The sequence below is a fragment of the Streptomyces sp. NPDC048295 genome, assembly GCF_040652135.1.
GTDB lineage: Bacteria > Actinomycetota > Actinomycetes > Streptomycetales > Streptomycetaceae > Streptomyces.
This window is the reverse complement of sequence record NZ_JBEZLL010000003.1, coordinates 91,131-114,673: the sequence shown is the minus strand read 5'-3', so window position 1 is coordinate 114,673 and position 23,543 is coordinate 91,131. Positions and strand designations below refer to the sequence as shown.

Genomic DNA, 23,543 nt, shown 5'->3' with positions numbered 1-23,543 from the left:
GGCCTACTTCTCGCGGTCCCGGTCCAGGTCCAGACCGAGCATCCGGATCGCGTTTCCGCGCATCAGTTTGTAGACGGTCTCGTCGTCCAGTCCCTTGACGTGGTCGAGGGCGACCTCCTTGGTGTGCGGGAAGGTCGAGTCGACGTGCGGGTAGTCGGTCTCGAAGGTGGCGTTGTCCCGTCCGACGACGTCGAGCGAGGCGACGCCGTGCTTGTCGCGGAAGAAGCAGCAGAACATCTGCCGGTAGTAGTACGTGGACGGCGGCTCGGGGATCAGATCGCGCACCCCGCCCCAGGCCCGGTGCTCCTCCCAGACGTCGTCGGCGCGCTCCAGGGCGTACGGGATCCAGCCCATCTGGCCCTCGCTGTAGGCGAGTTTCAGGCGGGGGTACTTCACCAGGACCCCGCTGAACAGGAAGTCCATCATCGAGGCCATGGCGTTGTTGAAGGAGAGGCTGGCCTGCACGGCGGGCGGGGCGTCCGGTGAGGCGGCGGGCATCTGGGAGCTGGACCCGATGTGCATGTTGACGACGGTGCCGGTCTCCTGGCAGACGGCGAAGAACGGGTCCCAGTAGCCGGTGTGGATCGACGGCAGCCCGAGGTAGGTGGGGATCTCCGAGAAGGTCACCGCCCGCACCCCGCGTGCCGCGTTCCGCCTGATCTCGGCGACGGCCAGGTCGATGTCCCAGAGCGGGATGATGCAGAGCGGGATGAGCCGGCCGCCGCTGTCGCCGCACCACTCCTCCACCATCCAGTCGTTGTAGGCGCGCACGCAGGCGAGCGCGACCTCCTTGTCGTGGGCCTCGGCGAAGGTCTGGCCGCAGAAGCGCGGGAAGGTGGGGAAGCAGAGACTCGCCTCGACATGGTTGAGGTCCATGTCCTTGAGCCGCTCGGCCGGGTCCCAGCAGCCGGGCCGCATCTCCGCCCGGGTGATCCCCTCCAGCGTCATGTCGTCACGGTCGAAGCCGACGGCGGCGATGTTGCGCTTGTACGGGAACTTCAGGTCCTCGTAGATCCACCAGTCGGTGGGCGGGCCGTCCGGGTCCATCGTGATGACGTACTTGCCGCCCGTGTACGCCAGCTCGCCGATGCCCGCGGTGAGCGGCTGCGGGCCGCGCTCGCGGTACTTGGCGGGCAGCCAGGTCGAGAAGAGGTGCGGCGGCTCGATCACATGGTCGTCGACGCTGACGATCCGAGGCAGTTCCGTCATGGTGTCCCCTTCGGCGCGCACTTTTCTGATGACCCGTCAGATACGGTCGACCTCAGGCTAGCCCCGCACCCCTGGACCGACAAGGCGCAGCGCTCTACGCTCTCCGCACTATCTGACTCTCCGTCAGCTGTGAGGGGTTGCCGTGACCGAAACCGCGCACGCCCTGGGTGCATCGGGCACCTTCTGGGAACTCGTCGAACGCCGGGCCGCCCTGACCCCGGACCGTCCGTTCCTGATCCAGGACGACCGCACCCTGACCTTCGGCGAGCTGCGCTCCCGCGGCGAGCGGGTCGCGGCCGGGCTGTGGGAGATGGGCGTGCGCCCCGGCGGCGTCGTCGCCTGGCAGCTGCCGACCCGGATCGAGACGGTGCTGCTGTCGTTCGCGCTGACCCGGATCGGGGCGGTGCAGTCGCCGGTCATCCCGTTCTACCGGGAGCGCGAGGTGGGGTTCGCGCTGCGCGAGTCGAAGGCGGAGTTCCTCGCCGTACCGGGCACCTGGCGCGGCTTCGACCACACCGCGATGGCCGCACGGCTGGCGGCGGACCGGCCGCTGACGGTGTTCGAGGCGTACACCTCGCTGCCGGACGCCGATCCGTCGGTGCTCCCGCCGCCCCCCTCGGACGGCACGGCGATCCGCTGGATCTACTGGACCTCGGGCACCACCTCCGACCCGAAGGGCGTCCTGCACACCGACCGCAGCCTGATCGCGGGCGGCTCCTGTCTGGCCCACGCGCTGCACCTGTCGGCCGACGACATCGGCTCGATGGCCTTCCCCTTCGCCCATGTCGCCGGGCCCGACTACTCGGTGATGCTGCTCCTGTACGGCTTCCCGGCGGTCCTCTTCGAACACTTCGCGATGCCGGACGCGCTGGAGGGCTACCGCCGGCACGGGGTGACGGTCGCGGGCGGTTCCACGGCGTTCTACTCGATGTTCCTGACCGAGCAGCGCAAGGACCCGGACCGCGGACTGATCCCCACCCTGCGGCTGCTGGCGGGCGGCGGGGCGCCGAAGCCGCCGGAGATCTACCACGCCGCGGTACGGGAACTGGGCGTCCAGCTCACCCACGGGTACGGGATGACCGAGGTCCCCATGATCACGATGGGCGCCCCCGACGACACGGTGGAACACCTCGCCGAGACGGAGGGGCGGCCACCGGCGGGCATGGAGATCCGGATCACCGACGAGGACGGCAAGCCGCTGCCCCACGGCACGGACGGCGAGGTGCGGCTGCGCGGGGAGGCCGTCTGCTCGGGCTATCTGGACCCGGCGGCGTCCGCGGCGGCGTTCGACGCGGAGGGCTTCCTGATCACCGGCGACGTCGGCCATGTCCGGGAGAGCGGGCACCTGGTGCTCACCGGGCGCCTGAAGGACATCATCATCCGCAAGGGCGAGAACATCTCCGCCAAGGAGATAGAGGACCTGCTGCACGGGCACCCGGACGTCGGGGACGCCGCGGTGATCGGGCTCCCGGACCCGGAACGGGGCGAGCTGGTCTGCGCGGTCGTCGAACAGCCGGCGGGTGCCACGCCGCTGACGCTGGCGCAGGTGACGGGGTATCTGCGGGCCGAGGGGCTCTCCGTGCACAAGCTGCCGGAGCGGCTGGAGGTGGTGGTGGCGCTGCCGCGCAACGAGACCCTGCGCAAGGTGCTGAAGTACCGGCTGCGCGAACAGTTCGCCTGACGGGAGGGGCGGGGGCGGCGCGCCTCCGGGACCGACGCCGCCCCGCCCCTCCCGGTCCTACGCGTCCGGGGCGAACACCGTGAAGTAGTCGGCGAACGCCGACACCGCCTGGTCCTCGGTGATCCGGCCGTCCCGGTCCGCGTCCAGGCTCCGCGCCGCGAGCTCGGCCGTCCCGGCGTCGGCACCCAGCACCCGCAGCGCCCGCTCCATGGCGGCCACCGAAGCGGCGCCCTGGCCGTCCCGGTCCGCCACGGCGATCGCCGCGCGCAGGAAGGGGCGGGCGATCTCCGCGAAGCGCTCCGGGTTGTCGCGCAGCCGTTTCACGGCCCCGCCCACGAACTCCTCACGGGTGACGCGCTGGTCCCCGTCGACATCGGCGATGCCCGCCATGCCCTGCCAGAACGCCTCGGCCCCGGTGTAGAGCGCCTGGCCCTTGTCGCAGCGCGCCGTCGTGCCGAACTCGGCGAGCAGACGGGCGGCGGCGGCATTGAAATCCGCGCGATCGATGTATCCGCTGCCGTCCTGGTCGAAGGCGGCGAAGCGGAAGGCGATCTTGCGCTCATACTCTGCGCTGTCCATGCGGGGAGCGTACGACGCCGGAAGGCGTCACGTGTCACTTACGCGCTTTCACCGGTGCCGCTCACTGCCCGTCACGACCACCGCGACCGGGGCGGTCTCACGCGGTCAGCGGCCGGGCCCGCTCGTCGACGGCCGTGTACCGGTCGGGGTAGACGTCGAAGAGACGGCGTACGCCGAGGGCGGCGAGCACCCGGTTGACGTGGGAGCCCTCCTCCGCGCCCCGGGCCGGCAGGATCAGCCGCAGCCGGCCCCCGCAGGAGTGCATCAGCCGACGGGCGGCGATCAGTACGCCGACGCCGCTCGAATCGCAGAACAGGACCTCGGCGAGGTCGAGCACCACGTCGTGGCGGCCGTCGGCGACCGCCTCGTGGACGGACTGGCGCACGGCGGGCGACGTCACCAGATCCAGTTCGCCGCGTACCCGCAGCACGGTCCATTCACCCTGCACGCTCTCGGCCACTCTCAGTGTCACGCGACCGGCCCTCTCGCTCCGGGGATTCCGACGATCCGGAAGTTTCCGTTCCTTCTCTTTCTCGCGGCTGCCCCGGCCGCACCCCCATGAAACACCGGGCGGCCTGTCAGGACTCAGCCGGATTCAGGTGGAAATGATCACTTCGACTCGGATTCCGTCACTGCTCCAGGACGCATTCCCTACCATCCCAGGCCTCTTCACGGGCGCACTTGGCACAAAGGGACGTGCTTTTCCGGCACCGCCGACTACATTCGGTGTGACGAGGGGAACAGGGCTGGGGGTCGCATGGCTGGAAACGCACCACCCCGCTGGGACCGCAAGATGCAGCAGCGGCTGGCACGCGGTGAGGCGGCCGCTCTCGGCGAGCTCTACGACCGGTTCGCCTCGCTCGTGCACAGCCAGGCCCACCGGATGCTCGACGACGAGACCGCCGCCGACCTGGTGACCCGCGAGGTCTTCGGCTACGTGTGGGAGAACCCCGACGCCTACGACCCCAGGCAGGGCTCGATGCGCTCCTGGGTGGCCCGGCTCACGCACCGCCAGTCCGTGCGGCGGCTGCGCGAGGAGGACGGCCTGCGCGAGGACGAGGACGGCATCGGGCTGGAGGAACGGGTGCACCGGGCCACGGCCGCGGCGCGGGCCGACTACATCGTCGCGTCCATGCCCGCCCCGCTGCGGGCCGCACTGGAGCTCGCGTACATCCAGCGCCGGGACTACCGGCAGACCGCGGCCGACCTCGGGGTCACCGAGGACGAGGCCCGTCGCCGGCTCCGGCTCGGGCTGCAACTGCTCTCCACCGCACACACCCGCCCGCTCGAAGGGATGTCGCCGCCCGGATACGGACGGCCCCTGTGACCGACGACGACGCGAACGGACGCGAGGACGGCGGACGCGAGGACGAGGTGCGGGGCGCGCGGCGCATACCGGGACCACGGTCCGCCGCGGACGACCTCGACCTCTCCGCCGTACCGCTGCCACCGCCCGTCCATGCGCCCCCGCCCGGGAAGCCGTGGCCGGGCCCACAGCCGACGACACCGGAACCGGAAACCGCCGTGCCACCACCGGACCCGTCCGATCCCTCCGACCCGGCGGACCCCTCCGGCCCGCCGGTGCTGGGGCACCGCGTCCTGAAGGCGCTCCTCGGCGCGTGGGCCCTGGCGGCCTGCTCGGCGGAGGAGACCGAGGCCGTCGAGGCGCATCTGACCGAGTGCGCCGCCTGCGCCGACGAGGCCCTGCGGCTGCGCGACGCGGTCGGGCTGCTGCACACCGACCGCAGCCTGGACCTCGATCCGACGCTGCGCACCCGGGTGATCGACGCCTGTCTCAGCCGCCGTCCGGCCGACATCCCGGTGCCGGACTGGGCCTCCCCGTACGACGCGGAGACCGCGCGGCTCGACGCGCTGCTCCGTGACATCGGCGACTCGGAGTGGCACGCCCCGGTCCGGTTGAAGTGGTTCGAGGGCGAGCAGGAGACCACCCGCAAGACCACGGTCGCGGGCGTCATCGGCCATCTCATGACCGTCGACGGACTGGTCGGCGCCGCCCTCGGCCTCGACGTGGCACTCGGCGACGGCAGCCGCGGCCCCGGCGCCGACTGGCCGCTCTCGCCCACCGTCCGCACCGAGAAGTACTGGTCGGCCGCCCGGCGCCCGCCCACCCGGCGGATCCACGAACCGTGGCGCGAGCAGAGCCACACCCTCATCCGCACGGTGTCCTTCGCCGGCCGCGGGGTCTCCGAGCTCTCCGTCTCGTACGGGGACTTCGCCCTGCCGATGCACGACTCCCTGCTGGACCGGGCCTTCGAGTGCTGGGTGCACGGCGGCGACATCGCGAACGCGGTGGACTATCCGTACGAGGCGCCGTCCGCCGCCCACCTCAACCGGATGATCGACCTCGCGGCCCGGCTGCTGCCCGCCGCACTCGCCGAGCGCCGCAGAACCGGTCTCGCCGGGCCCGCCCGCCATCTGGTGACGGCCGGTTCACCGGGCCGTTCGCTGCATCTGGAGGTCGAGGGCTCGGGCGGCGGCGACTGGTACATCCCGCTGGACTCCCCGGCCGCGCTCGGCTCCCCCGCGCACACCGTGGCGCAGGTGGCGCTCGACGGCGTGGAGTTCTGCCGACTGGTGGCCGGGCATGTGCCGCCGGTGGAAGCGGCGGCCGGTCAGGAGGGCGACCGCGAGGCGATCCGCGACGTGCTCTTCACGGCGGCCTCGCTGAGCCGCCTGTAGGCCCCCGGCCGCGGCCCGTCCGGCGGATCAGGGCCTACGCGAAGATCACCGTACGGCGGCCGTTGAGCAGGATGCGGCGCTCGGCGTGCCACTTCACGGCCCGCGCCAACGCCTGGCACTCCACATCGCGCCCGATGGCGACCAGCTGGTCCGGCGTGACGCCGTGGCCCACCCGCTCGACCTCCTGCTCGATGATCGGCCCCTCGTCGAGGTCCGCGGTCACATAGTGCGCCGTCGCCCCGATCAGCTTCACACCACGGGCGTGCGCCTGGTGGTACGGCTTGGCGCCCTTGAAGCTCGGCAGGAAGGAGTGGTGGATGTTGATGATCCGGCCGCTCAGCTGCTTGCAGAGGTCGTCCGAGAGGACCTGCATGTAGCGGGCGAGGACCACCAGCTCGACGTTCTCCTCGCGGACCAGCTCCAGCAGCTCGGCCTCCGCGTCGGCCTTGGTCTCCCTGGACACCGGGATGTGCCGGAAGGGAACGCCGTACGAGGCGACGAGCTCGGCGAAATCCGTGTGGTTGGAGACCACGGCGGCGATCTCGACCGGCAGTGCCCCGATCCGGGAGCGGAACAGCAGGTCGTTGAGGCAGTGCCCGAACTTGCTGACCATCAGCACGATCCGCATCCGGTCCGAGGAGCGGTGGATCTGCCAGTCCATCCGGAAGGAGTCGCCGACCGCGGCGAAACTGGCCCGCAGCTTCTCCGGCGTCACCGGGGCGTCCGCCGAGAAGTGCACCCGCATGAAGAACAGACCCGTGTCGTGGTCGCCGAACTGCTGGCTGTCCTCGATGTTGCAGCCGGTCATGAAGAGATAGCTCGACACGGCGTGCACGATGCCCTTTTTGTCAGGGCAGGAGAGAGTGAGGACGTACTGCTCGGGAACGGTCTCGGCAGGCTGCGGCACGGTCATCCCCGTAGCGTGCCACACCTGGCCGTTCTCAGGCCGACCTGGTCAGAATGCGGAGCACGTCGAGGGAGCGCGGCGGCGTGTCGGGATCCTCGCCGTCGTTTCCGGCGAGCAGCACATGGGCCTCGCGGGCGGCCTGCACGGCCTCCTGCCAGCCCTGGTGCTCCAGATACGCCGAGACGGGGGCGTCCGCGCCGACCTGGTGCATGATGCGCAGCACCCGGAGTACCGCGACGTCCACGAGGGCGGCCTCGCCCGCGTCGCGGAAGATCGTCCCTATGTATTTCTCGGCGGACCAGTTGTCCAGCCAGGTGTCCTCGACCAGGCGGTACACGGCGTCGGTGACGTCTCCGTACCCCTCCCGGCCGGCCAGCCAGCACTCGTGGTGGAAGACGGGGTCGGAGAGCATGTGCAGCGCCGAGCGCACGTTGCTGCGCCAGCGCCACCAAGGCATGTCATTCAGCGGCATGCCGCCCATGGTGGAGGAGCGACGGCCGCGACGGGAAGAGTTCTCCGAACCTTGCTGCACGGTCATCGATCGTACGTTCCCTTTTCGGCCTTCCGCACAGGCCCCCGTAATTCACCTGGATGTCACCGAGCGTTGAGCGGGGCACACTGCGGCGTTACCCCGCGGCCGGAAACGTTCATGCCCATGACCGGATGGCGACGCCCCACCTCTCCCCGCCCCTACAAGTTCCTCACAAGCGCGGCGGCGGCCGGGGCATTGCTGGTCACCGGCTGCGGCGTACTCCCTGGGGCCACGGGGGGCTCCAGGGAGCCCGTCACCGTGGTGACATGGGCCCCGAGCGGGGTCGCGGGGCCGGACGCGGTGAACATGGCGGGCATGACCGCCATGGCGCGCACCTATGCCCGCTGGGCCAACGACAACGGCGGGCTGGACGGCCACCGGCTGCGCGTCGTCACCTGCGACGAGGAGGACACCTCGATCGGCGCGGCGAACTGCGCCAGGCGGGCCGTCAAGGAGAAGGCGGTGGCGGTCGTCGGCTCGTACAGCCGGCACGGCTCGGCGTTCATGCCGCCGCTGGAGGCCGCCGGAATCCCCTACATCGGCGGGTACGGCGCTTCCGACGAGGAGTTCAGCAGCTACACCTCCTATCCGGTCAACGGCGGCCAGCCGGCCCTGCTCGCCGGCAACGCCCGGCAGCTGGCGCGCAGTTGCGAGCGGGTGTCCGTGGTCCGGCCCGACACCCTGAGCGGCGACGCCCAGGCCTGGCTCCTCAGGACGGGGCTCACCGAGGCCGGCCGGCCCGCGCCCGCCGACATCCGGGCGTCGGAGTCCGCCACCTCCTACGACACGGCCGCCGGGCCGGCACTCGAAGCGGCGGGGGCGGCCGACGGCTGTGTGACGGCCGTGCTCGGGAAGCGCACGGAGACCTTCTTCGACTCCTTCCGGCGGCTCGAACCGTCGTACGGGAGCGGCAGCGTACGGATCTCCTCCGTGCTCGGCAGTGTCGACCAGCCGCTGATCGACAGCACCGGCGGCCGCAAGAGCCCGTTCGAGGGGGCCTACATCACCGGCTGGTACCCGGACGCGGGCGACGCCCGCTGGGACGGGATGCGGAACGTGATCCGTGAGCACGCCTTCGGCGACAACCGGATCGACCCGGACGACACGGGCGTGCAGACCACCTGGGTCGCGTTCACCGTGCTGAAGGAGATCGTGGCGGCGATCGACTCCCCGAAGATCAACGCCTGGAAGCTCGCCGCCGCCCTCAACGCGGGCACCCCGGCCGACACCGGCGGCCTCACCCCGGTGCTGCGCTGGAGCTTCGAGGATGTGCTGGGCTCGTCCTCGTATCCGCGCATCGTCAACACCCGGGTGACGTTCCAGGTGGTGCGCGACGGACGGCTCGTCGCGGACCGGAAGGGCTTCGTGGACGTCGCGAAGACCCTGTCGGACGCCAGCGCCAAGAGCTGACCGCCGCGCTCCGGCCCCTCCGCACGACGCGGGGCGCGGGGCGGCGGGCCCGTTCCCGACTCCCCCGCCCCGCCCGCCGTCACAGCTCGGTGGCCGCCCGACGGGTCAGCCCGTACTTCGACGCGATCGAGTTCCACAGCTCCGACGCCTGCCGCTTCGCCTTGCTGGCCTCGCCGCTCTGCACGGTGGCCTCCTGCGTCTCGGAGGTCGTGCGCGCCCTCCCGTGCTTGCACACCTTCTTGCCGTTCTTGGCCTGCGCGGCCCATGCGGCGTAGTGCTCGTCGGCGGCGGCGGAGGCCCGCCAGGCCTTGGTGAGGGAGGCGGTCAACTGCGCGTGGTCCGGCAGCTTGTCGACCGACAGTCCCTCCAGCCGGGTCACCAGATCGCGGCGCTGCTGGGCGGCGCCCTTCAGATCGGTCACGGCCTGGTCCAGGTCCGTGCAGCTCTTGGTCTTCTCCACGGCCCCGATGACCGCCGCGCGGCTGTTGTTGCTGTCCGCGAGCAGCTTGTCGAGCGCCTCGGCCTGCGGCTTCGCCGGATCGGACGCGGCCTTGGTCTCGGGCTCCCCGACGGGTGAACTCGCCGCGGCCACCGGCTGCTTGTCGTCCTTGCCCTTGTCGTCGCCGCCGCTCATCAGCGCACCCGCGCCGAGACCGACGACGGCGCAGCCGGCCACGACCGCCGCGATGAGCGTGACGTGCGCCCGCTTCTTGCGCGGCTGCTGCGGCTCCTCGTCCATCGGCTGGTACGGGGGCTGCGGGGCCTGCGGGGGCTGCCGGTCGCCCTGGTAGCGGGGTCCGGGGTCGAGATGGGGCATCTGCTGGGTGGCGCCGGCCGGCTCGTCGCTGCGGAACAGGTTGTCGAACTCGGCGGGCGGCTGCCGGTCGCCCGGGGCCCCGGGCCTGATGCCGTACGGGGCGCCGCCCGGGACCGGCGGAATGTACTGGGTCGCCTCGGCGTCGCCGCCCTGACCGGGCTGCTGCTGGTACGCCTGCTGCTGCGGCGCCGAACCGTCGAGGAAGCGGGTCGGCTCCGCGGGGTTCTGCGGCGGCAGTCCGCCCGGCCCGGGACCGCCGGGCACCGGCGCGATGTACTGCGTGGCCTCCGCGTCCCCGCCGGGACCCGCCCCGGGCCCGGCCTCGGGCGGCAACGGCTGCCCGAAGGACTGCGGTTGCTGCTGGTGGGCCTGCGGAGGCTGCTGCTGCGGCTGCGGCTGCGCATACGGAGGCTGCTGCTGGTGCGCCTGGTGCGGCGGGTAGGGCTGCTGGGGCTGGTAGGGCTGCTGGGGCTGTACCGGCGGCAGCGGCTGGGCCTGCGGCATCTGCGCGTGGTGCGGGGCGGGCGGCTGTCCGTATCCCTGCCCCGGCGGCATCTGTCCGTACGGTCCCTGCCCGTACGCCTCCGGCCCCTGGCCGGGCGCCTGGGGCTGCGGCAGCGGCTGGGACTGCTGCGGGGCGTCCTGGTGCGCCGCCTGCGGCCCCCAGGGCTGTCCCCACGGCTGGCCGCCCGCCGGGGCGGCCTGATCCGCGGGCCCCCCTGGTATCCAGGGCTCGCCGCCACCCGCGGGCAGCACGACACCTTCGTGCGCGGGCCGTACAGCAGGGAGCTGCTGCTCGTCACCCTGTCCGCTCTGCGTCACCGGGACTCCTACGTGTAAACCTACGGAATCGTCGGCTCACGCTATCGGGTGCTTGCCGCCGTCCGCCAAGCGTGTGCTCTCACTCACCAGCCCTTCACAGGTGCTGTAACGCTCAGCGCTCCCGGGACGCAGTTAAAGGGGCGGCTTTCCGCGCACCCCGGTCAGGCCGCCTGGAGCTCCAGCCGCGCGCCGAACTCGCGCACCGCCGCCTCGTCCCCGTACGGGAGCAACCGCTGCTGCAGATCGTCCAGGTACTCCGCGCCCCGGCTGGAGCGCACCGACCCCAGCAGCTCCATCGCCCGCGTACCCGTGTGGCAGGCCTGCTCCACCTCGCGCATCTGGACCTGGGCCGTGGCCAGGAGCACCAGACCGATGCCGCGCCGGCGGGCCCGGGACTCCGGATGGCCCGCCAGGGACTCCTTCGCCCGGCGCGCGGCGGCCTCGGCCTGGCCGAGATCACGGTGGCAGTGCGCCAACTCGTCGGCGAGATAGGCGTGGTCGAAGTGGGCGATCCAGTCGGGGTCGTCGCCCGTGCCGGGTTCGGCCTGCTCCATGGCCGTCAGCGCGCGGCCCGTCACCGCCTGGCAGGTGCGGGCGTCGCCGAGCAGGGCGTGGCCGCGGGCCTCCGCCGCGTAGAACATCGCCTCCGCCCTCGGGGTGACCCGCCCGCGCGCGCCCTCCTGCGCGGCCCGGGCCAGCTGGGCGATCTCCCGGGGATTGCCGAGCTGCGCGGCGAGATGGCTCATCGAGGCGGCCAGCACATAACCGCCGTACGCCCGGTCGCCCGCCGCCTGGGCCAGGCGCAGCGCCTGGATGTAGTAGCGCTGGGCGAGCCCCGGCTGGCCGGTGTCGACCGCCATGTACCCGGCGAGTTCGGTGAGCCGCGCGACCGCCCCGAACAGCTGCCGGCCGACCGATTCCCGGTACGCCCCGGAGAGCAGCCCGGAGACCACGCTGTTCAGGTAGTGCACCAGGACCGGCCGCACATGTCCGCTGCCGAAGCGGTGGTCGAGGTCGACCAGCGCGGCCGTCATCGCCCGCACCGCCTCCACGTCCGGCATCCCGACCCGGGACCCGGCGGCCCGCGCCACCTGCGGGTCGGCTCCGGTGATCAGCCAGTCGCGGCTGGGTTCGACGAGCGCGGAGGAGGCGACCGCCGAGCCGGACAGGAAGTCGCGGCGGCCGACATCGCTGCGCCACAGCTCGCAGACCTGCTCGATCGCGCCGATCACGGTCGGGGCGAACTGCAGGCCGACGCCCGATGCCAGATTCTTGCCGTTGGCCATCCCGATCTCGTCGATCGTGACCGTACGGCCGAGCTTTCGGCCGAGCGCCTCGGCGATGATTCCCGGTGCCCTGCCGCGTGGTTGCTGTCCGCGGAGCCAACGGGCCACGGACGTCTTGTCGTAGCGCAGGTCGAGCCCACGTTCCGCGCCGACCATGTTGACGCGGCGGGCGAGGCCGGCGTTGGAGCATCCGGCTTCCTGGATGAGCGCCTGGAGCCGTTCGTTCGGCTGGCGTGCGACGAGAGGCCTGGCTGCCATGTTTCCCCCTGAGGCCGCAGTGATCATTGAGCCGATCACTGCCCGGCGATTACGCGGAAAATGCACAGATTCATCGTGTTCGTCACGTGCGTCGTGTTCCTTGTCATTCATGTCGGCATATGACAGAGGCCGACCGTTCCGGACCCGCACATCGGCCGCCCGGCGGTTGCCCGTATGTGGCTACCCGCCCCGCCGGGCACCGCCTCACGCGCGCCCCCGCCCATGCATCCATGCGCCCCGCGTGCCGGACCGGTACGCCGCGTCCGCGCCTCGCGCGCCCGTAACCCAGGGCGTTGGCCGTAGTTGTGCTCTGCGTGGAAGAGCCCATCGGAGTCGAAGAGCCCGTCGTCGTCACGGAAGCCGTGAAGGTCCCCCTGCAGCGGGGCGGGCAACTGCTGGACGCGGCGGTGCGGTACGCGGAGGAGCGGCACTGGGACGTGTGCCCGGGCACCTGGCTGGAGGCGGTGGAGGGGAGCGAGCGGTGCTCCTGCGGCGACACCGGCTGCGCCGCTCCCGGCGCCCATCCCGCCGGCCCGGACTGGGCGGGCCGGGCGACCGGCAGCGGTGCCGCGGCCCGCCGGATGTGGTCCAGGCACCCGAAGGCGTCGATCCTGCTGCCCACCGGGCGCACCTTCGACGCCATCGACGTACCGGAGTCGGCGGGCTTCCTGGCGCTGGCCCGGATGGAGCGGATGGGCCTGCGGCTGGGCCCCGTCACCTGCAGCCCCGACCGCCGGATGTTCTTCTTCGTGCTGCCGGGCGCTGCGGCCAAGTCGGACGGCCTCGTACGGCAGTTGGGCTGGCGGGCCACCGCCATCGATCTGGTCGGCCGCGGCGACGGCCAGTACGTGACCGGTCCGCCGACCCGGGTCGGCGGACACGGAGCGGTGCAGTGGGCCCGCCGTCCCACCCCCGCCAACCGGTGGCTGCCGGACGCGGAGGAGCTCATCAGCCCGCTCGCCTACGCCTGCGCCAGGGAAGCGGCCGACGCACGGACCCGCCCCCCGCGAAGCGCCCTTTCGTAGGGTGGTCCCTGAAAACGGGGCCATCGAAAGGCAGTGCATCATGCAGGACCGGGCAGAGACCGACAGAGCGACGCGGGCGGGTGAGGCGGGCGGACCGGCCACGCCGCCGCCCGCCGTGCGCGTACAGGGGCTGTGGAAGCGGTTCGGGGAACAGACCGCGGTGGCCGGGATCGATCTGGAGCTGCCCGCGGGCAAGTTCATCGGTCTGGTCGGGCCCAACGGCGCCGGCAAGACCACCACTCTGTCGATGGTCACCGGGCTGCTCCGCCCCGACCAGGGGACCGTGGAGGTGGCCGGTCACGACGTGTGGCGCGACCCGGTCGCGGTGAAGAGCCGGATCGGGGTGCTCCCGGAGGGGCTGCGGCTCTTCGAGCGTCTCTCGGGCCGCGAACTCCTCGCGTACACCGGCAGACTGCGCGGGCTGCCGGGCGCCGAGGTCGACAAGCGGGCCACCCAGCTCCTGGACGTGCTCGGCCTGGCGGGCGCCCAGCACAAGCTGGTCGTCGACTACTCGACCGGCATGCGGAAGAAGATCGGGCTCGCGGCGGCGCTGCTGCACAATCCCGAAGTGCTCTTCCTGGACGAGCCGTTCGAGGGCGTCGACCCGGTCTCGGCGCAGACCATCCGCGAGGTCCTGGAGCGCTACACCCGCTCGGGGGCGACCGTTGTCTTCTCCAGCCATGTGATGGAACTCGTCGAGTCCCTCTGCGACTGGGTGGCCGTCATGGCGGCCGGCACGATCCGGGCCCGGGGCACCCTCGCCGAGGTGCGCGGCGAGGCGCCCTCGCTGCAGAACGCCTTCCTCGAACTCGTCGGCGCGGGCTCCCGCGCCGACGGCGACTCCCTGGACTGGCTGGGCGGCAAGCGATGAGCGTGCTCGACGCCCCGGCCGGGGCCGTGCCCGGACCGGCCGGTGCCGGCGAGGGGCTCGTCGGTGTCTTCGTACGGCTGAAACTGACCCTGCTGCGCAACGGGCTGCGGCAGTCGGCCGGCCGGCGGGCCGCCTACATCACCTCCGTCGTCTTCGCCCTGCTGTGCGCCGCGGGCCTGCTGCTCGGGCTGATCGCGTTGCACGGGCACGCCCACGCGGCCTCCCTCGTCGTGCTGCTGGCGGGGGTGGTGGCGGTCGGCTGGACGGTGATGCCGCTGTTCTTCCCCAGTGGGGACGAGACCCTCGACCCGAGCCGGCTGGTGATGCTGCCGCTGCGGCCGCGCCCGCTGATCGGGGCGCTGCTGACGGCCTCGCTGGTCGGGATCGGGCCGCTGTTCACACTCTGCCTGGCGGCCGGATCGGCCTTCGCGGTGGCGAGCGGGGCGGCCGGGGCGGTGTTCGCCGTGGTGGCCGCGCCACTCACGCTGCTGGTGTGCGTGGCGCTGACACGGGCCGTGGCCACGGCCAACACCCGGCTGCTGACCTCGCGCAAGGGCCGTGACCTCGCGGTGCTCAGCGGGCTGCTGATCGCGGTGGGCTTCCAGGTCGTCAACTTCGGTGCGCAGCGGCTCGGCCGGGCGGGCGGGCTCGCCGCGCTCGACCCCGCCGCGGACGTGGTGCGCTGGCTGCCGCCCGCCTCGGCGGTCGGCGCGGTGGACTCGGCCTCGCGGGGCTCGTACGGACAGGCCCTCGTACAACTGCTGCTGTCCGTCGCGGCGCTGGCCGCGCTGCTGTGGCTGTGGCAGCGGAGCCTGGTGAAGCTGATGACGGCCCCGGACGGTTCGACCCTGTCCGCCGCCGGGCCGGGCCGCGAGAAGGCCGGCAAGGACGGCTCCAGGCTTTCCGCGCTCCTGCCCCAGGGGCGCACGGGGCCGGTGATGGAGCGCAGTCTGCGGTACATCGCACGTGATCCGAAGACCAAGGCCGCCTGGACCACCGCGTTGGCGATCGGACTGATCGTGCCGATCCTCAACGCGCTCCAGGGCACCGGGTCGATCTACTTCGCCTGTTTCGCCGCCTGGATGCTCGGCATCCAGATGTACAACCAGTTCGGGCAGGACACCTCCGCGTTCTGGATGGTGGCGCTGACGATCTCCTCGGCCCGTGACGCCTATCTGGAACTGCGGGCGCGGGCGCTGGCGCTGCTGCTGATCACACTGCCGTACACGGTCCTGGTGACGGTGGTGACCGCCGGGGTGCTCGGTGACTGGGGCGATCTGCCGGAGGTCATGGGGCTGTCGCTCGCCCTGCTGGGCGGGATGCTGGCGACGGGCGCGGTGGCGTCGGCGAACTTCCCGTACTCGATCCCGCAGGACGGGGCGTTCAAGAACGTGGCGCCGGGACAGGCCGGGCTCGCCTGGATCTCGATCTTCGGCGGCATGGTCTCGGCGGGCCTGCTCTGCGCACCCGTGATCGCGATGACGATCTGGCTGCATGTCGCCGATCTGGAGCAGTGGTTGTGGCTGCTGCTGCCCGTGGGGGCGGTGTACGGGGCGCTGATCTCCTGGGTGGGGCTGCGCATCGCCGCGCCCCGCACGGCGGACCGGCTCCCGGAGATCCTGGCGGCGGTCAGCAAGGGCTGAGGGCCTGTCGGCCCGTGCGGCGGATCAGGGCCGGATCAGGCCCCGGTCCGCCGCAGGCCCCGTCCGCGCCCGTCCTGGTGGCGCGCTACGAGGGGACGGGCTCGCGGTCCACCCGGGAGTCCTCGGCGAACTGCTCCAGGAAGGGCTCGACCGCCGCACGCCAGCCCTCGGGCTGGTCGTAGTGGACGAGATGACCGGCGTCGGCCACCTCCGCGTACTGCCCGCGCGGCAGTACGCGGACCATCTCCTGGGCCTCCGCCCGGCCCAGCTCGCCGTCGAGGCCGCGGAGGACCAGGGTCGGGCAGCGGACCTGCGCGAGCTCCTCCCAGTGCGCGTCGAACACCCAGGTGGCGCGGGACCGGAGCATCTGGCGGCGGGAGAAGACGGGGCGCCAGCCGTCGGCCCGCTCGGCCATCACCTCGGCGAAGAACTCGCCGCGGGCCGGGTTGGGCCGCTCCACCCAGGGGTCGTCCTCGCCGAACCACTTCCGTACGTCGGAGAGCGTCGCGAACGGCACCGGCCAGGTCTTGAACCAGTCCTCCCACTCGCGCTGCGAGGCCGCGCCGAGCGCGGAGGCCCGCATGTCGCAGATGACCAGGGCCCGGACGAGATCGGGGCGCTTCGCGGCGAGCTGCCAGGCCGTCAGCGCGCCCATCGAATGTCCGACGAGGGTGACGGGGGCCAGGCCCAGCTGTTCGATCGCCGTCTCGGCGTCGGCGATGTACGCGTCACGGGTGTACGGGCCTTCGGCCGGTTTGTCGCTGCGGCCGTGCCCGCGCTGGTCGAGGCCGACGGCGCGGTACCGCCCGGCGAGCCAGCGGGCGGTGGGGGCCCAGTGCGCGGCCCTTCCCATCAGGCCGTGGAGCAGTAAGACCCCGGGGGCGCGCTCGCCCTCCGCGCGCCCCTTGGGCGGGTCGGCGAACTCCCAGGCCGCGAGGCGTACGCCGCCGGTCCCGGTCACATCGATGCGCCGCACCATATGTCCTGGCACCCCCTTCTGGTCCTCGATCACCGCTTGATGCACTGCTCGATCACCGCGTGGTCGCGTCACGCCAGACTATCGAACTTGTATTCGAACACCGCCTTCCGCCACCCAACACCGCTCGTTCGAGTGACCGCTGTCAAGGATTGACCGGGGCGGCGGAGGGGAGATCTTCTCCGGGAGGCGGGCCACTCGGGGATGAGGGCCCGTGGGGATCGACCTCGAGAGCTCGGGGCTCCAGGTCGAAACAGGGGAGGACAGGCCCCGGCGCCGCGAGGCGCCGGGGCCCTCTGTCTTCCGGGAGGCCGCCGGCGCCGGTGCGCGGCGACGGGCGGCGGCACCGCTTTCGCGGGCGACGGCGGGCGAAGCGCGGATGCTTCCGCGGGCACTGCCGCGCGCTGCCCGGACGGCCGGGACCACGGCAGCCCCGTTCGGGAACGCGGCGGCAGCCCCGTTCAGGAACGCGCGCCGGACGTGCCGGGCGCGCCAGTACGACGGGCGCATGCGCCTGCTCCCTCCCGACCGCGCGGCCAGTCGACCGACACTCTCAGGTATGCCTCAGGCACAGCCTGGCACGCGATCCGTCCGGGCGCTGTAGTTCCGGACGGAAAAAGGGAAAGCGGAACGCACCCGTGAACACCCCGCCGACGGCATCCGGCCAAGCGGTGGTACGCGCGGACGAGGCGCTCAGCGCTTGCCCACGAACACGTGCGAGGCGACCTCGGTGTCCAGCTCCGCCGCCTCGCCGCTGCTGCCGACCAGCACGCCGCCGGGCGACTGGGTCACGCTGACCACGGAGCCGGGCTGCACACCCGCACGCCGCAGCGTGTACATCAGCTGGGCGTCCGTCTGGATCGGCTCACCGATCCGGCGCACGACCACCGTCTTGCCCTCGGCACCCGGGTCGAGCTCCGACAGGCTCACCATGCCCTCTTCGAGGAAGGGGTCGGCCTCGGCCTTCTCGCCCAGCTCCTCCAGGCCCGGGATCGGATTCCCGTACGGCGACTCCGTCGGATGGCGCAGCAGCTCCAGCACCCGCCGCTCCACCGCCTCGCTCATCACATGCTCCCAGCGGCAGGCCTCGGCGTGGACCTGCTCCCACTCCAGGCCGATCACGTCGACGAGCAGGCACTCGGCGAGCCGGTGCTTGCGCATCACGCGCGTCGCCAGGCGGCGGCCCTCGTCGGTCAGCTCCAGGTGCCGGTCGCCCGCGACCTGCACCAGACCGTCGCGCTCCATGCGCGCCACCGTCTGGCTGACCGTCGGACCGCTCTGGTCCAGCCGTTCCGCAATCCGGGCGCGCATGGGGACCACGCCTTCCTCTTCGAGTTCGAGGATGGTGCGGAGGTACATCTCCGTGGTGTCGATCAGTCCGGACATTCGTGCCCCTCGATGCTGTGACATGAAAACGTCGTACGCGCTGCGCGCTGGCCCTGACCCAATTCTGACGCATACCGCCGACAACCGTGCCGCGCCCGGCGAACACCGTGCAGCGGAGCCGCCGGGGCGGTATTGACAGGTCACTGGTCCAGACCGCAACGTGATCCGCGGCACGGACACCCGTGAACACTCTCTCTCCCGCCGGAAAGGGCCACCTCGATGAGCGACAGCAAGCTGGCCGGTCAGTTCTTCGACGCAGCGATCGGCCTGCTGGAGCGGGTACGCGACGAGGAGTCCGGCAACATCGCGGCCGCCGGTGCCGCGATCGCCGACGCCGTCGCGGCGGGCGGCCGGCTCTTCGCCTTCGGCGCCGGGCACTCCTCGCTCGCCGCCCAGGACGTCGTCTACCGAGCGGGCGGCCTCGCCCTGATGAACCTGCTGGCCGTCCCGGGCACGGTCGGCGTCGACGTCATGCCCGCGACCCTCGGCTCCGCGCTGGAGCGGGTCGACGGACTGGCGGGGGCCGTGCTGGACTCCAGCCCCGCCCGGGCCGGCGACGTACTCGTGGTCATCTCGCTCTCCGGGCGCAACGCGCTCCCGGTGGAGATGGCGCAGAACGCACGGGCGCTCGGCCTGAAGGTCATCGGCGTGACCTCGGTGGCGTACGCGGAGGGCACCCGCTCCCGGCACGTCTCGGGCGGCTTCCTGCGGGACCACTGCGACATCGTGCTCGACAGCAAGATCGCCATCGGTGACGCGGAGCTGACCTTCGACGGGATCGAGGCACCGTTCGCCCCCGCGTCGACGGTGGTCACCAGCGCCCTGATGCAGGCGATGATGGCCGCCGCGGCGGAACAGCTCGTGGAGCGGGGCGTGGAGCCGCCGCTGCTGCGCTCGGCCAACGTCGACGGCGGCCACGAGTGGAACGGGCGCGTGATGACGGAGTACCGGGACCGGATCTTCTACCGCCGCTGATCCCGCCGGGCCGCCGGCCGCCCCCGCTGCGGGCACATCAGTGGCTACGGCACGCCGGCAGCGCGACCCGGACCGTCAGACCGCCGCCCGGGTTCGCCGTCGCACTCGCCTCGCCGCCGTGCGCCCTCGCGATCGACGCCACGATGGACAGCCCCAGGCCGGCCCCCTCACCGGGAGCGTGGCGGCGGGCCTGCGCCCGGCGGAACGGCTCGAACAGCAGGGGCACGGTCGCCGGGTCCACCACCGGCCCGGTGTTGGCGACCTCCAGACCGCCCGGCCCCACCCGGACCCGTACCGTTCCGCCGGGGTGGTTGTGGCGCAGCGCGTTGGCGACCAGGTTGTGCACGAGATGGTCCAGCAGGACCGGGTCGCCCTCGACCGGCAGCGGCCGGGCTTCCGTCTCGACGGTGATGGATCGTTCCCTCGCCTCCGGCTCCAGCGCCTTGGTCACCGTGGTCGCGGTCGCGTCCAGTCCGACCCGTTCGCGTCGCCGCAGGCCCTCGTCGGAGACCGCGAGGAGCAGCAGCCCCTCGATGAGCTGCTCGCTGTCGGCCGCGGTGTCGATGAGCTTGTCCCGGATCCAGGCGACCTTCTCGGGCGGCGGGTCGTCGGCGAGGCCGATCTCGGCTGCGGCCCGCTGGACGGCGAGCGGGGTGCGCAGCTCGTGGGCGGCGTTGGCGGCGAACCGCTGCCGGGCGGCGACCAGCTCCTCGATCCGGTCGAGCATCCCGTCGAAGGTGTCGGCCAGTTCCTTGAGCTCGCCGGGCGGGGCTTTCAGCGCGAGGCGTTCGTGCAGGTTGCTGCCGGAGAGCCGGCGGGCGCGGGCGGTGATGACGCCGACCGGCCGCAGCACCCGGCCCGCCATCCACCAGGCGAGCGCGACGGAGAGCACCGAGTAGACGGCGAGGGAGACCCCGGAGACCGTCAGCAGCTGGCTGAGCGCGGCGTCCCCGGCCGCGGTGGTGACCTTCTTCGCCATCGCGTACTGCCCGGGTTCCATGACCACGGTCTGTGCCCAGTCCGACGACGGCGGCTCGGGCATGGAGGCCACGCCCGAGCGGACGGCGGGGGCGGCCCCGTGGGGGACCGCCGGTGCCACCGCGGTCAGCACGCTGGCATAGAGGCGCTCGCTGACCAGCAGGTAGACCAGCCCCATCAGCAGGGCGCCGGCCAGCACCAGCAGCCCGCCGTACAGCGCGGTGAGCCGGGCGCGCTCGCTCCTCACCGGCTCTCCCCCGGCCGGTTCGCGGAGCCGTCATCCGGCTGGTCCGCCGGTCTGTTCACCGGCCCGTCCGCGATGCGGTAACCGGCCCCGGGGACCGTCTCGATCACCGGAGGCGTGCCCAGTTTGGCGCGGAGCTTGGACAGGGTGACCCGGACCGCGTTGGTGCGGTAGCTGGTGTCCTGCTCCCACACCTCCTCGATCAGGTCGTCGCCGCTGACGACCGCGCCCTCGGCCCGCAGCAGGGCCTCCAGCACGGCGAACTCCTTGCGGGAGAGCGAGAGGTAACGGCCGTCGCGGCAGACCTGGCGGCGGGCGGTGTCGAGCGTCAGCCCGGCCCGTTCCAGGACCGGCGGGAGAGCGGGGCGGGCACGGCGGCCGAGCGCCAGGACCCGGGCGAGGAGTTCGTCGTACGCGAACGGCTTGGTCAGGTAGTCGTCGGCGCCGAGCCCGAGGCCGGCCACCCGGTCCCGTACCGTTCCGGACGCGGTGAGCATCAGGATCCGGGTCAGCAGGCGCATGCCGACGACCCGTCGGCACACCTCGTCACCGTGCAGCCCCGGCAGATCGCGGTCGAGGATCATCACGTCGTACGCGCCGAACCGGAGCCGGTCCAGCGCCGCCCGGCCGTCGGGGGCGATGTCCACCGCGACGGCGTCGCGGCGCAGCCCCTCGGCAATCATCCCGGCCAGGAATTCCTCGTCCTCCACCACCAGCACACGCATGGGCCCTGTTTAGCCGAAAGCGACGTTTCGTCGGTGTAAGCATCCGGGCTGAGAGAAACGAAACCGCGTCCTCGCGCACGCTCAAGCCGTTCGTACCCGGCCTGTCAGCAACGGACGAGGAGCCCTCATGAACCCGACCCTTCCCCGCCGGACCACCTCCCGCGCACAAAGTCGCGGCGTCGCCGCCTGTCTGATCGCCGCCGCCGTCGTCCTGTCGGCCACCGCCTGCTCGGGCGACGGCGGCGGAAGCGGAAGCGGAACCAAGAGCGCCGGATCGGCTTCGGACACCAAGAAGACGGACGAGGACCAGGCCCTGGAGCACCGCAAGTGCCTGCGGGAGCAGGGGCTGGACATCCCGGAGCCGAAGCCGGGCGAGGACAGCCGCGGAATAACCATCAACGGCGGCGGCAAGAGCAAGAAGGAGATGGAGAAGGCGTTCAAGGCCTGTCAGGACAAATCGGTCGGCGGGTCCAAGGAGATCACCCAGGCCCAGAAGGACAAGATGCTCGCCTTCGCCCGGTGCATGCGCAAGAACGGCATCGACATGCCCGACCCGAAGTTCGACGGCGGGATGGCGCAGGCGCCCGCGCTGCAACAGAAGGACATGAAGAAGTTCGAGAAGGCCAACGCGGCGTGCGAAAGCGCCGGGCGGTGAGGCGCGGACGCGTCATGGTGGCCGCCGCGGCGGTGCTCGCCGTGGCGGCCGGGTCACTGGCTCTCACCCAGTTCGGATCCGCCGGGGAGACGGGCGGCCCGAAGAACGCCGGGCTGCCCCCGGCCACCGCCTCGATCGAGCGCGGCGACCTGCGCGACAACGCCCAGGCGGACGGGACGCTCGGCTACGACAAGCAGCGCAAGGTCAACGCCGGCGCGGCGGGCACCATGACCTGGACCCCGCGCACCGGCTCGACCGTCGAGCGGAACGAGCGGCTGTACGAGGTCGACGGCCGGGCGGTGTGGCTGATGTACGGCTCGGGACCGATGTACCGGACGCTGAAGCCCGGCGACCGGGGCCGGGACGTGGAGCAGCTGGAGCGCAATCTCGCGGAGCTCGGCTACACCGGCTTCACCCCGGACGACGAGTACACCGAGCTGACCGCGGCCGCCGTCAAGCGCTGGCAGAAGTCCCACGACAGCAAGCAGACCGGAACGGTGGGGCCGCAGGACATCGCCTTCGCCCCGGGGAAGGTCCGGATCAAGAGCGTCGAGGCGGCCGTCGGCGAACTGGCCCAGCCCGGCGCTCCGGTCCTCACCACGACCGGCTCCGAGCGCATCGTGACGTTCGAGCTCGACGTCGCCGAGAGCCGGCTCGCCAAGGCGGGCACCGAGGTCACCGTCGAACTGCCGGACGGCAGCAGCGCGGCCGGGTCGGTCTCCTCGGTCGGCCGGACGGCGAAGCCCGGCAAGGACCCGCAGGACAACAGCCCCAAGGTCACCCTGACCGTCTCCTTCGACAAGCCGGACGAGGTCGACGGCTTCGACCAGGCGCCGGTCACGGTGAATCTCACCGGCGAGCTGCACAAGGACGTTCTCAGCGTCCCGGTGAACGCGCTGCTCGCGCTGCCCGGCGGCGGCTTCGGCCTCCAGGTCGTCCGGGGCGGCACGGTCCGCGACGTGAAGGTCGAGCTCGGCATGTTCGCCGAGGGCCGGGTCGAGGTGTCCGGCGGCGGTCTGCGCGAGGGAATGAAGGTCGGGGTGCCGAAGATATGAACACGGTCGTCGGCCTCACGGGCGTCACCAAGGAGTACCCGGGCCCGGTCGCCGCCCTGCGCGGGGTGGACCTCACCGTCGAGGAGGGCGAACTCCTCGGCATCGTCGGCCCGTCCGGCTCCGGCAAGTCCACGCTGCTGCACATCATCGGCACCCTGGACCGCCCCACCGCCGGGTCCGTGCACATCGCGGGGCACGACGTGGCGGCGCTCCCCGACCGCAGGCTCTCCGCGCTCCGTGCCCAGCACGTCGGCTTCGTCTTCCAGGCGTTTCACCTGGTGCCGGGCGTCAGCGCCCGCGACAACGTCGCGGAGGGCCTGCTGTACTCGGGCCTGTCCCGCGCCGTACGCCGCCGCAGGGCCGCCGAAGCGCTGGAGCGGGTCGGGCTCGCCGACCGCCTCGACCACAAGCCGCACCAGCTCTCCGGCGGACAGAAACAGCGGGTCGCCATCGCGCGGGCCGTCGTGGGGGAACCCGCGCTGCTGCTGGCCGACGAACCGACCGGGGCGCTCGACTCGGCGTCCGGGGAAGCGGTGATGAAGCTGCTGCGCGATCTCAACCGGGAGGGCGCTACCATCGCGGTCATCACGCACGACACCGAGATCGCCCGGGACCTGCCGCGCGAGGTGCGCATCCGGGACGGCCAGGTGGTCGCGGACGTACGCAATCCGTCCGTGGACGGACACGATCCGTCCACGGGCATGCTCGCTCCGTCGACGGATGTGCGCGACGGCTCCGGAAACCACCGCTCCGCCGCCGCGACGGGAGCGGACCAGTGAGGGCGCGGCGCGCGGACCGTGACGCCGGCG

The 23,543-nt window shown here is 72.2% G+C and carries 22 protein-coding genes; 11 read left to right on the top strand and 11 right to left on the bottom strand.

Annotated elements, in window-relative coordinates:
* Positions 1 to 3: 3 nt before the first annotated feature.
* Positions 4 to 1,209: an amidohydrolase family protein gene (locus AB0D53_RS05025; protein ID WP_362440266.1), complete on the bottom strand. Its 1,206-nt coding sequence runs from the start codon at positions 1,207 to 1,209 to the stop codon at positions 4 to 6.
* 142 nt (positions 1,210 to 1,351) lie between these two features.
* Here AB0D53_RS05025 and AB0D53_RS05020 point away from each other — a divergent pair, with 142 nt between their 5' ends.
* Complete coding sequence (locus tag AB0D53_RS05020; protein ID WP_362440263.1) at positions 1,352 to 2,890, top strand: AMP-binding protein; 1,539 nt, start codon at positions 1,352 to 1,354, stop codon at positions 2,888 to 2,890.
* A gap of 57 nt (positions 2,891 to 2,947) precedes the next feature.
* Here AB0D53_RS05020 and AB0D53_RS05015 read toward each other — a convergent pair whose 3' ends face one another.
* Together AB0D53_RS05015 and AB0D53_RS05010 are read right to left on the bottom strand one after the other, a co-directional pair.
* On the bottom strand, positions 2,948 to 3,469 hold the full coding sequence (locus AB0D53_RS05015) for an EF-hand domain-containing protein (RefSeq protein WP_329820594.1): 522 nt from the start codon (positions 3,467 to 3,469) through the stop codon (positions 2,948 to 2,950).
* A 97-nt stretch (positions 3,470 to 3,566) separates the two neighbouring features.
* Positions 3,567 to 3,941, bottom strand: a complete 375-nt coding sequence (locus AB0D53_RS05010; protein ID WP_362440259.1) for an STAS domain-containing protein — start codon at positions 3,939 to 3,941, stop codon at positions 3,567 to 3,569.
* Between the two features lie 285 nt (positions 3,942 to 4,226).
* Between AB0D53_RS05010 and AB0D53_RS05005 the strand changes: the two genes are divergently transcribed.
* Positions 4,227 to 4,796 (top strand): sigma-70 family RNA polymerase sigma factor, encoded by a 570-nt coding sequence (locus AB0D53_RS05005; protein WP_362440256.1) that lies wholly within the window; start codon positions 4,227 to 4,229, stop codon positions 4,794 to 4,796.
* A complete protein-coding gene (locus tag AB0D53_RS05000; protein WP_362440253.1) occupies positions 4,793 to 6,169 on the top strand; it encodes a zf-HC2 domain-containing protein in 1,377 nt (458 codons plus the stop codon). The genes AB0D53_RS05005 and AB0D53_RS05000 overlap by 4 nt, the downstream gene beginning before the upstream one ends.
* A gap of 34 nt (positions 6,170 to 6,203) precedes the next feature.
* On the opposite strand, the gene purU is transcribed toward AB0D53_RS05000, so the two are convergent.
* Together purU and AB0D53_RS04990 are read right to left on the bottom strand one after the other, a co-directional pair.
* Positions 6,204 to 7,082 carry a formyltetrahydrofolate deformylase gene (gene purU, locus AB0D53_RS04995; RefSeq protein ID WP_362440250.1) on the bottom strand — a complete coding sequence of 293 codons (879 nt, stop codon included), beginning with the start codon at positions 7,080 to 7,082 and terminating at the stop codon, positions 6,204 to 6,206.
* 28 nt (positions 7,083 to 7,110) lie between these two features.
* Entirely contained in the window at positions 7,111 to 7,557 is a 447-nt protein-coding gene (locus AB0D53_RS04990) for a hypothetical protein (protein ID WP_329820632.1), read from the bottom strand.
* Positions 7,558 to 7,731: 174 nt separating this feature from the next.
* On the opposite strand from AB0D53_RS04990, the gene AB0D53_RS04985 reads away from it, so the two are divergent.
* On the top strand, positions 7,732 to 9,018 hold the full coding sequence (locus tag AB0D53_RS04985) for an ABC transporter substrate-binding protein (protein WP_362440247.1): 1,287 nt from the start codon (positions 7,732 to 7,734) through the stop codon (positions 9,016 to 9,018).
* Between the two features lie 79 nt (positions 9,019 to 9,097).
* Here the strand turns inward: AB0D53_RS04985 and AB0D53_RS04980 are convergent, their stop codons facing one another.
* A complete protein-coding gene (locus AB0D53_RS04980; protein WP_362440244.1) occupies positions 9,098 to 10,657 on the bottom strand; it encodes a hypothetical protein in 1,560 nt (519 codons plus the stop codon).
* Between the two features lie 161 nt (positions 10,658 to 10,818).
* On the bottom strand, positions 10,819 to 12,201 hold the full coding sequence (locus AB0D53_RS04975) for a transcriptional regulator (protein WP_362440241.1): 1,383 nt from the start codon (positions 12,199 to 12,201) through the stop codon (positions 10,819 to 10,821).
* Between the two features lie 314 nt (positions 12,202 to 12,515).
* Here AB0D53_RS04975 and AB0D53_RS04970 point away from each other — a divergent pair, with 314 nt between their 5' ends.
* From AB0D53_RS04970 to AB0D53_RS04960, 3 genes are read left to right on the top strand one after another with little or no spacing between them, the layout of a single operon-like run.
* A complete protein-coding gene (locus AB0D53_RS04970; protein WP_362440238.1) occupies positions 12,516 to 13,226 on the top strand; it encodes a bifunctional DNA primase/polymerase in 711 nt (236 codons plus the stop codon).
* 40 nt (positions 13,227 to 13,266) lie between these two features.
* The gene (locus AB0D53_RS04965) at positions 13,267 to 14,097 is read left to right on the top strand and encodes an ABC transporter ATP-binding protein (RefSeq protein WP_362440234.1); all 831 of its coding nucleotides are present in this window, start codon (positions 13,267 to 13,269) and stop codon (positions 14,095 to 14,097) included.
* Positions 14,094 to 15,740 (top strand): transporter, encoded by a 1,647-nt coding sequence (locus AB0D53_RS04960; RefSeq protein WP_362440231.1) that lies wholly within the window; start codon positions 14,094 to 14,096, stop codon positions 15,738 to 15,740. The genes AB0D53_RS04965 and AB0D53_RS04960 overlap by 4 nt, the downstream gene beginning before the upstream one ends.
* An 85-nt stretch (positions 15,741 to 15,825) precedes the next feature.
* Here AB0D53_RS04960 and AB0D53_RS04955 read toward each other — a convergent pair whose 3' ends face one another.
* Both AB0D53_RS04955 and AB0D53_RS04950 read right to left on the bottom strand, forming a co-directional pair.
* A complete protein-coding gene (locus AB0D53_RS04955; RefSeq protein ID WP_362440991.1) occupies positions 15,826 to 16,719 on the bottom strand; it encodes an alpha/beta hydrolase in 894 nt (297 codons plus the stop codon).
* A 690-nt stretch (positions 16,720 to 17,409) separates the two neighbouring features.
* Entirely contained in the window at positions 17,410 to 18,102 is a 693-nt protein-coding gene (locus tag AB0D53_RS04950) for a metal-dependent transcriptional regulator (RefSeq protein ID WP_362440228.1), read from the bottom strand.
* 219 nt (positions 18,103 to 18,321) lie between these two features.
* Here AB0D53_RS04950 and AB0D53_RS04945 point away from each other — a divergent pair, with 219 nt between their 5' ends.
* Positions 18,322 to 19,077, top strand: coding sequence for an SIS domain-containing protein (locus AB0D53_RS04945; RefSeq protein ID WP_329820578.1), 756 nt, complete (start codon positions 18,322 to 18,324; stop codon positions 19,075 to 19,077).
* Positions 19,078 to 19,114: 37 nt separating this feature from the next.
* Here the strand turns inward: AB0D53_RS04945 and AB0D53_RS04940 are convergent, their stop codons facing one another.
* Complete coding sequence (locus tag AB0D53_RS04940) at positions 19,115 to 20,302, bottom strand: ATP-binding protein (protein ID WP_362440224.1); 1,188 nt, start codon at positions 20,300 to 20,302, stop codon at positions 19,115 to 19,117.
* Positions 20,299 to 21,024 (bottom strand): response regulator transcription factor, encoded by a 726-nt coding sequence (locus AB0D53_RS04935; protein WP_362440221.1) that lies wholly within the window; start codon positions 21,022 to 21,024, stop codon positions 20,299 to 20,301. Before AB0D53_RS04935 ends, AB0D53_RS04940 begins: the two co-directional genes overlap by 4 nt.
* A gap of 127 nt (positions 21,025 to 21,151) precedes the next feature.
* On the opposite strand from AB0D53_RS04935, the gene AB0D53_RS04930 reads away from it, so the two are divergent.
* The 3 genes from AB0D53_RS04930 to AB0D53_RS04920 are packed head-to-tail and all read left to right on the top strand — an operon-like array spanning position 21,152 to position 23,513.
* Positions 21,152 to 21,679 (top strand): hypothetical protein, encoded by a 528-nt coding sequence (locus AB0D53_RS04930; protein WP_362440218.1) that lies wholly within the window; start codon positions 21,152 to 21,154, stop codon positions 21,677 to 21,679.
* A gap of 14 nt (positions 21,680 to 21,693) precedes the next feature.
* Positions 21,694 to 22,734, top strand: coding sequence for a peptidoglycan-binding protein (locus AB0D53_RS04925; protein WP_362440215.1), 1,041 nt, complete (start codon positions 21,694 to 21,696; stop codon positions 22,732 to 22,734).
* Positions 22,731 to 23,513 (top strand): ABC transporter ATP-binding protein, encoded by a 783-nt coding sequence (locus AB0D53_RS04920; RefSeq protein WP_362440212.1) that lies wholly within the window; start codon positions 22,731 to 22,733, stop codon positions 23,511 to 23,513. Before AB0D53_RS04925 ends, AB0D53_RS04920 begins: the two co-directional genes overlap by 4 nt.
* Positions 23,514 to 23,543: the final 30 nt, after the last annotated feature.

What these genes read in the sequence shown, in the direction of transcription:
- AB0D53_RS05025 (WP_362440266.1), bottom strand. Translation starts at nt 1,209, where the DNA reads ATGACGGAACTGCCTCGGATCGTCAGCGTCGACGACCATGTGATCGAG.
- AB0D53_RS05015 (WP_329820594.1), bottom strand. Translation starts at nt 3,469, where the DNA reads ATGGACAGCGCAGAGTATGAGCGCAAGATCGCCTTCCGCTTCGCCGCC.
- AB0D53_RS05005 (WP_362440256.1), top strand. Translation starts at nt 4,227, where the DNA reads ATGGCTGGAAACGCACCACCCCGCTGGGACCGCAAGATGCAGCAGCGG.
- purU (WP_362440250.1), bottom strand. Translation starts at nt 7,082, where the DNA reads ATGACCGTGCCGCAGCCTGCCGAGACCGTTCCCGAGCAGTACGTCCTC.
- AB0D53_RS04990 (WP_329820632.1), bottom strand. Translation starts at nt 7,557, where the DNA reads ATGGGCGGCATGCCGCTGAATGACATGCCTTGGTGGCGCTGGCGCAGC.
- AB0D53_RS04985 (WP_362440247.1), top strand. Translation starts at nt 7,732, where the DNA reads ATGACCGGATGGCGACGCCCCACCTCTCCCCGCCCCTACAAGTTCCTC.
- AB0D53_RS04975 (WP_362440241.1), bottom strand. Translation starts at nt 12,201, where the DNA reads ATGGCAGCCAGGCCTCTCGTCGCACGCCAGCCGAACGAACGGCTCCAG.
- AB0D53_RS04965 (WP_362440234.1), top strand. Translation starts at nt 13,267, where the DNA reads ATGCAGGACCGGGCAGAGACCGACAGAGCGACGCGGGCGGGTGAGGCG.
- AB0D53_RS04960 (WP_362440231.1), top strand. Translation starts at nt 14,094, where the DNA reads ATGAGCGTGCTCGACGCCCCGGCCGGGGCCGTGCCCGGACCGGCCGGT.
- AB0D53_RS04955 (WP_362440991.1), bottom strand. Translation starts at nt 16,719, where the DNA reads ATGGTGCGGCGCATCGATGTGACCGGGACCGGCGGCGTACGCCTCGCG.
- AB0D53_RS04950 (WP_362440228.1), bottom strand. Translation starts at nt 18,102, where the DNA reads ATGTCCGGACTGATCGACACCACGGAGATGTACCTCCGCACCATCCTC.
- AB0D53_RS04945 (WP_329820578.1), top strand. Translation starts at nt 18,322, where the DNA reads ATGAGCGACAGCAAGCTGGCCGGTCAGTTCTTCGACGCAGCGATCGGC.
- AB0D53_RS04935 (WP_362440221.1), bottom strand. Translation starts at nt 21,024, where the DNA reads ATGCGTGTGCTGGTGGTGGAGGACGAGGAATTCCTGGCCGGGATGATT.
- AB0D53_RS04930 (WP_362440218.1), top strand. Translation starts at nt 21,152, where the DNA reads ATGAACCCGACCCTTCCCCGCCGGACCACCTCCCGCGCACAAAGTCGC.
- AB0D53_RS04925 (WP_362440215.1), top strand. Translation starts at nt 21,694, where the DNA reads ATGGTGGCCGCCGCGGCGGTGCTCGCCGTGGCGGCCGGGTCACTGGCT.
- AB0D53_RS04920 (WP_362440212.1), top strand. Translation starts at nt 22,731, where the DNA reads ATGAACACGGTCGTCGGCCTCACGGGCGTCACCAAGGAGTACCCGGGC.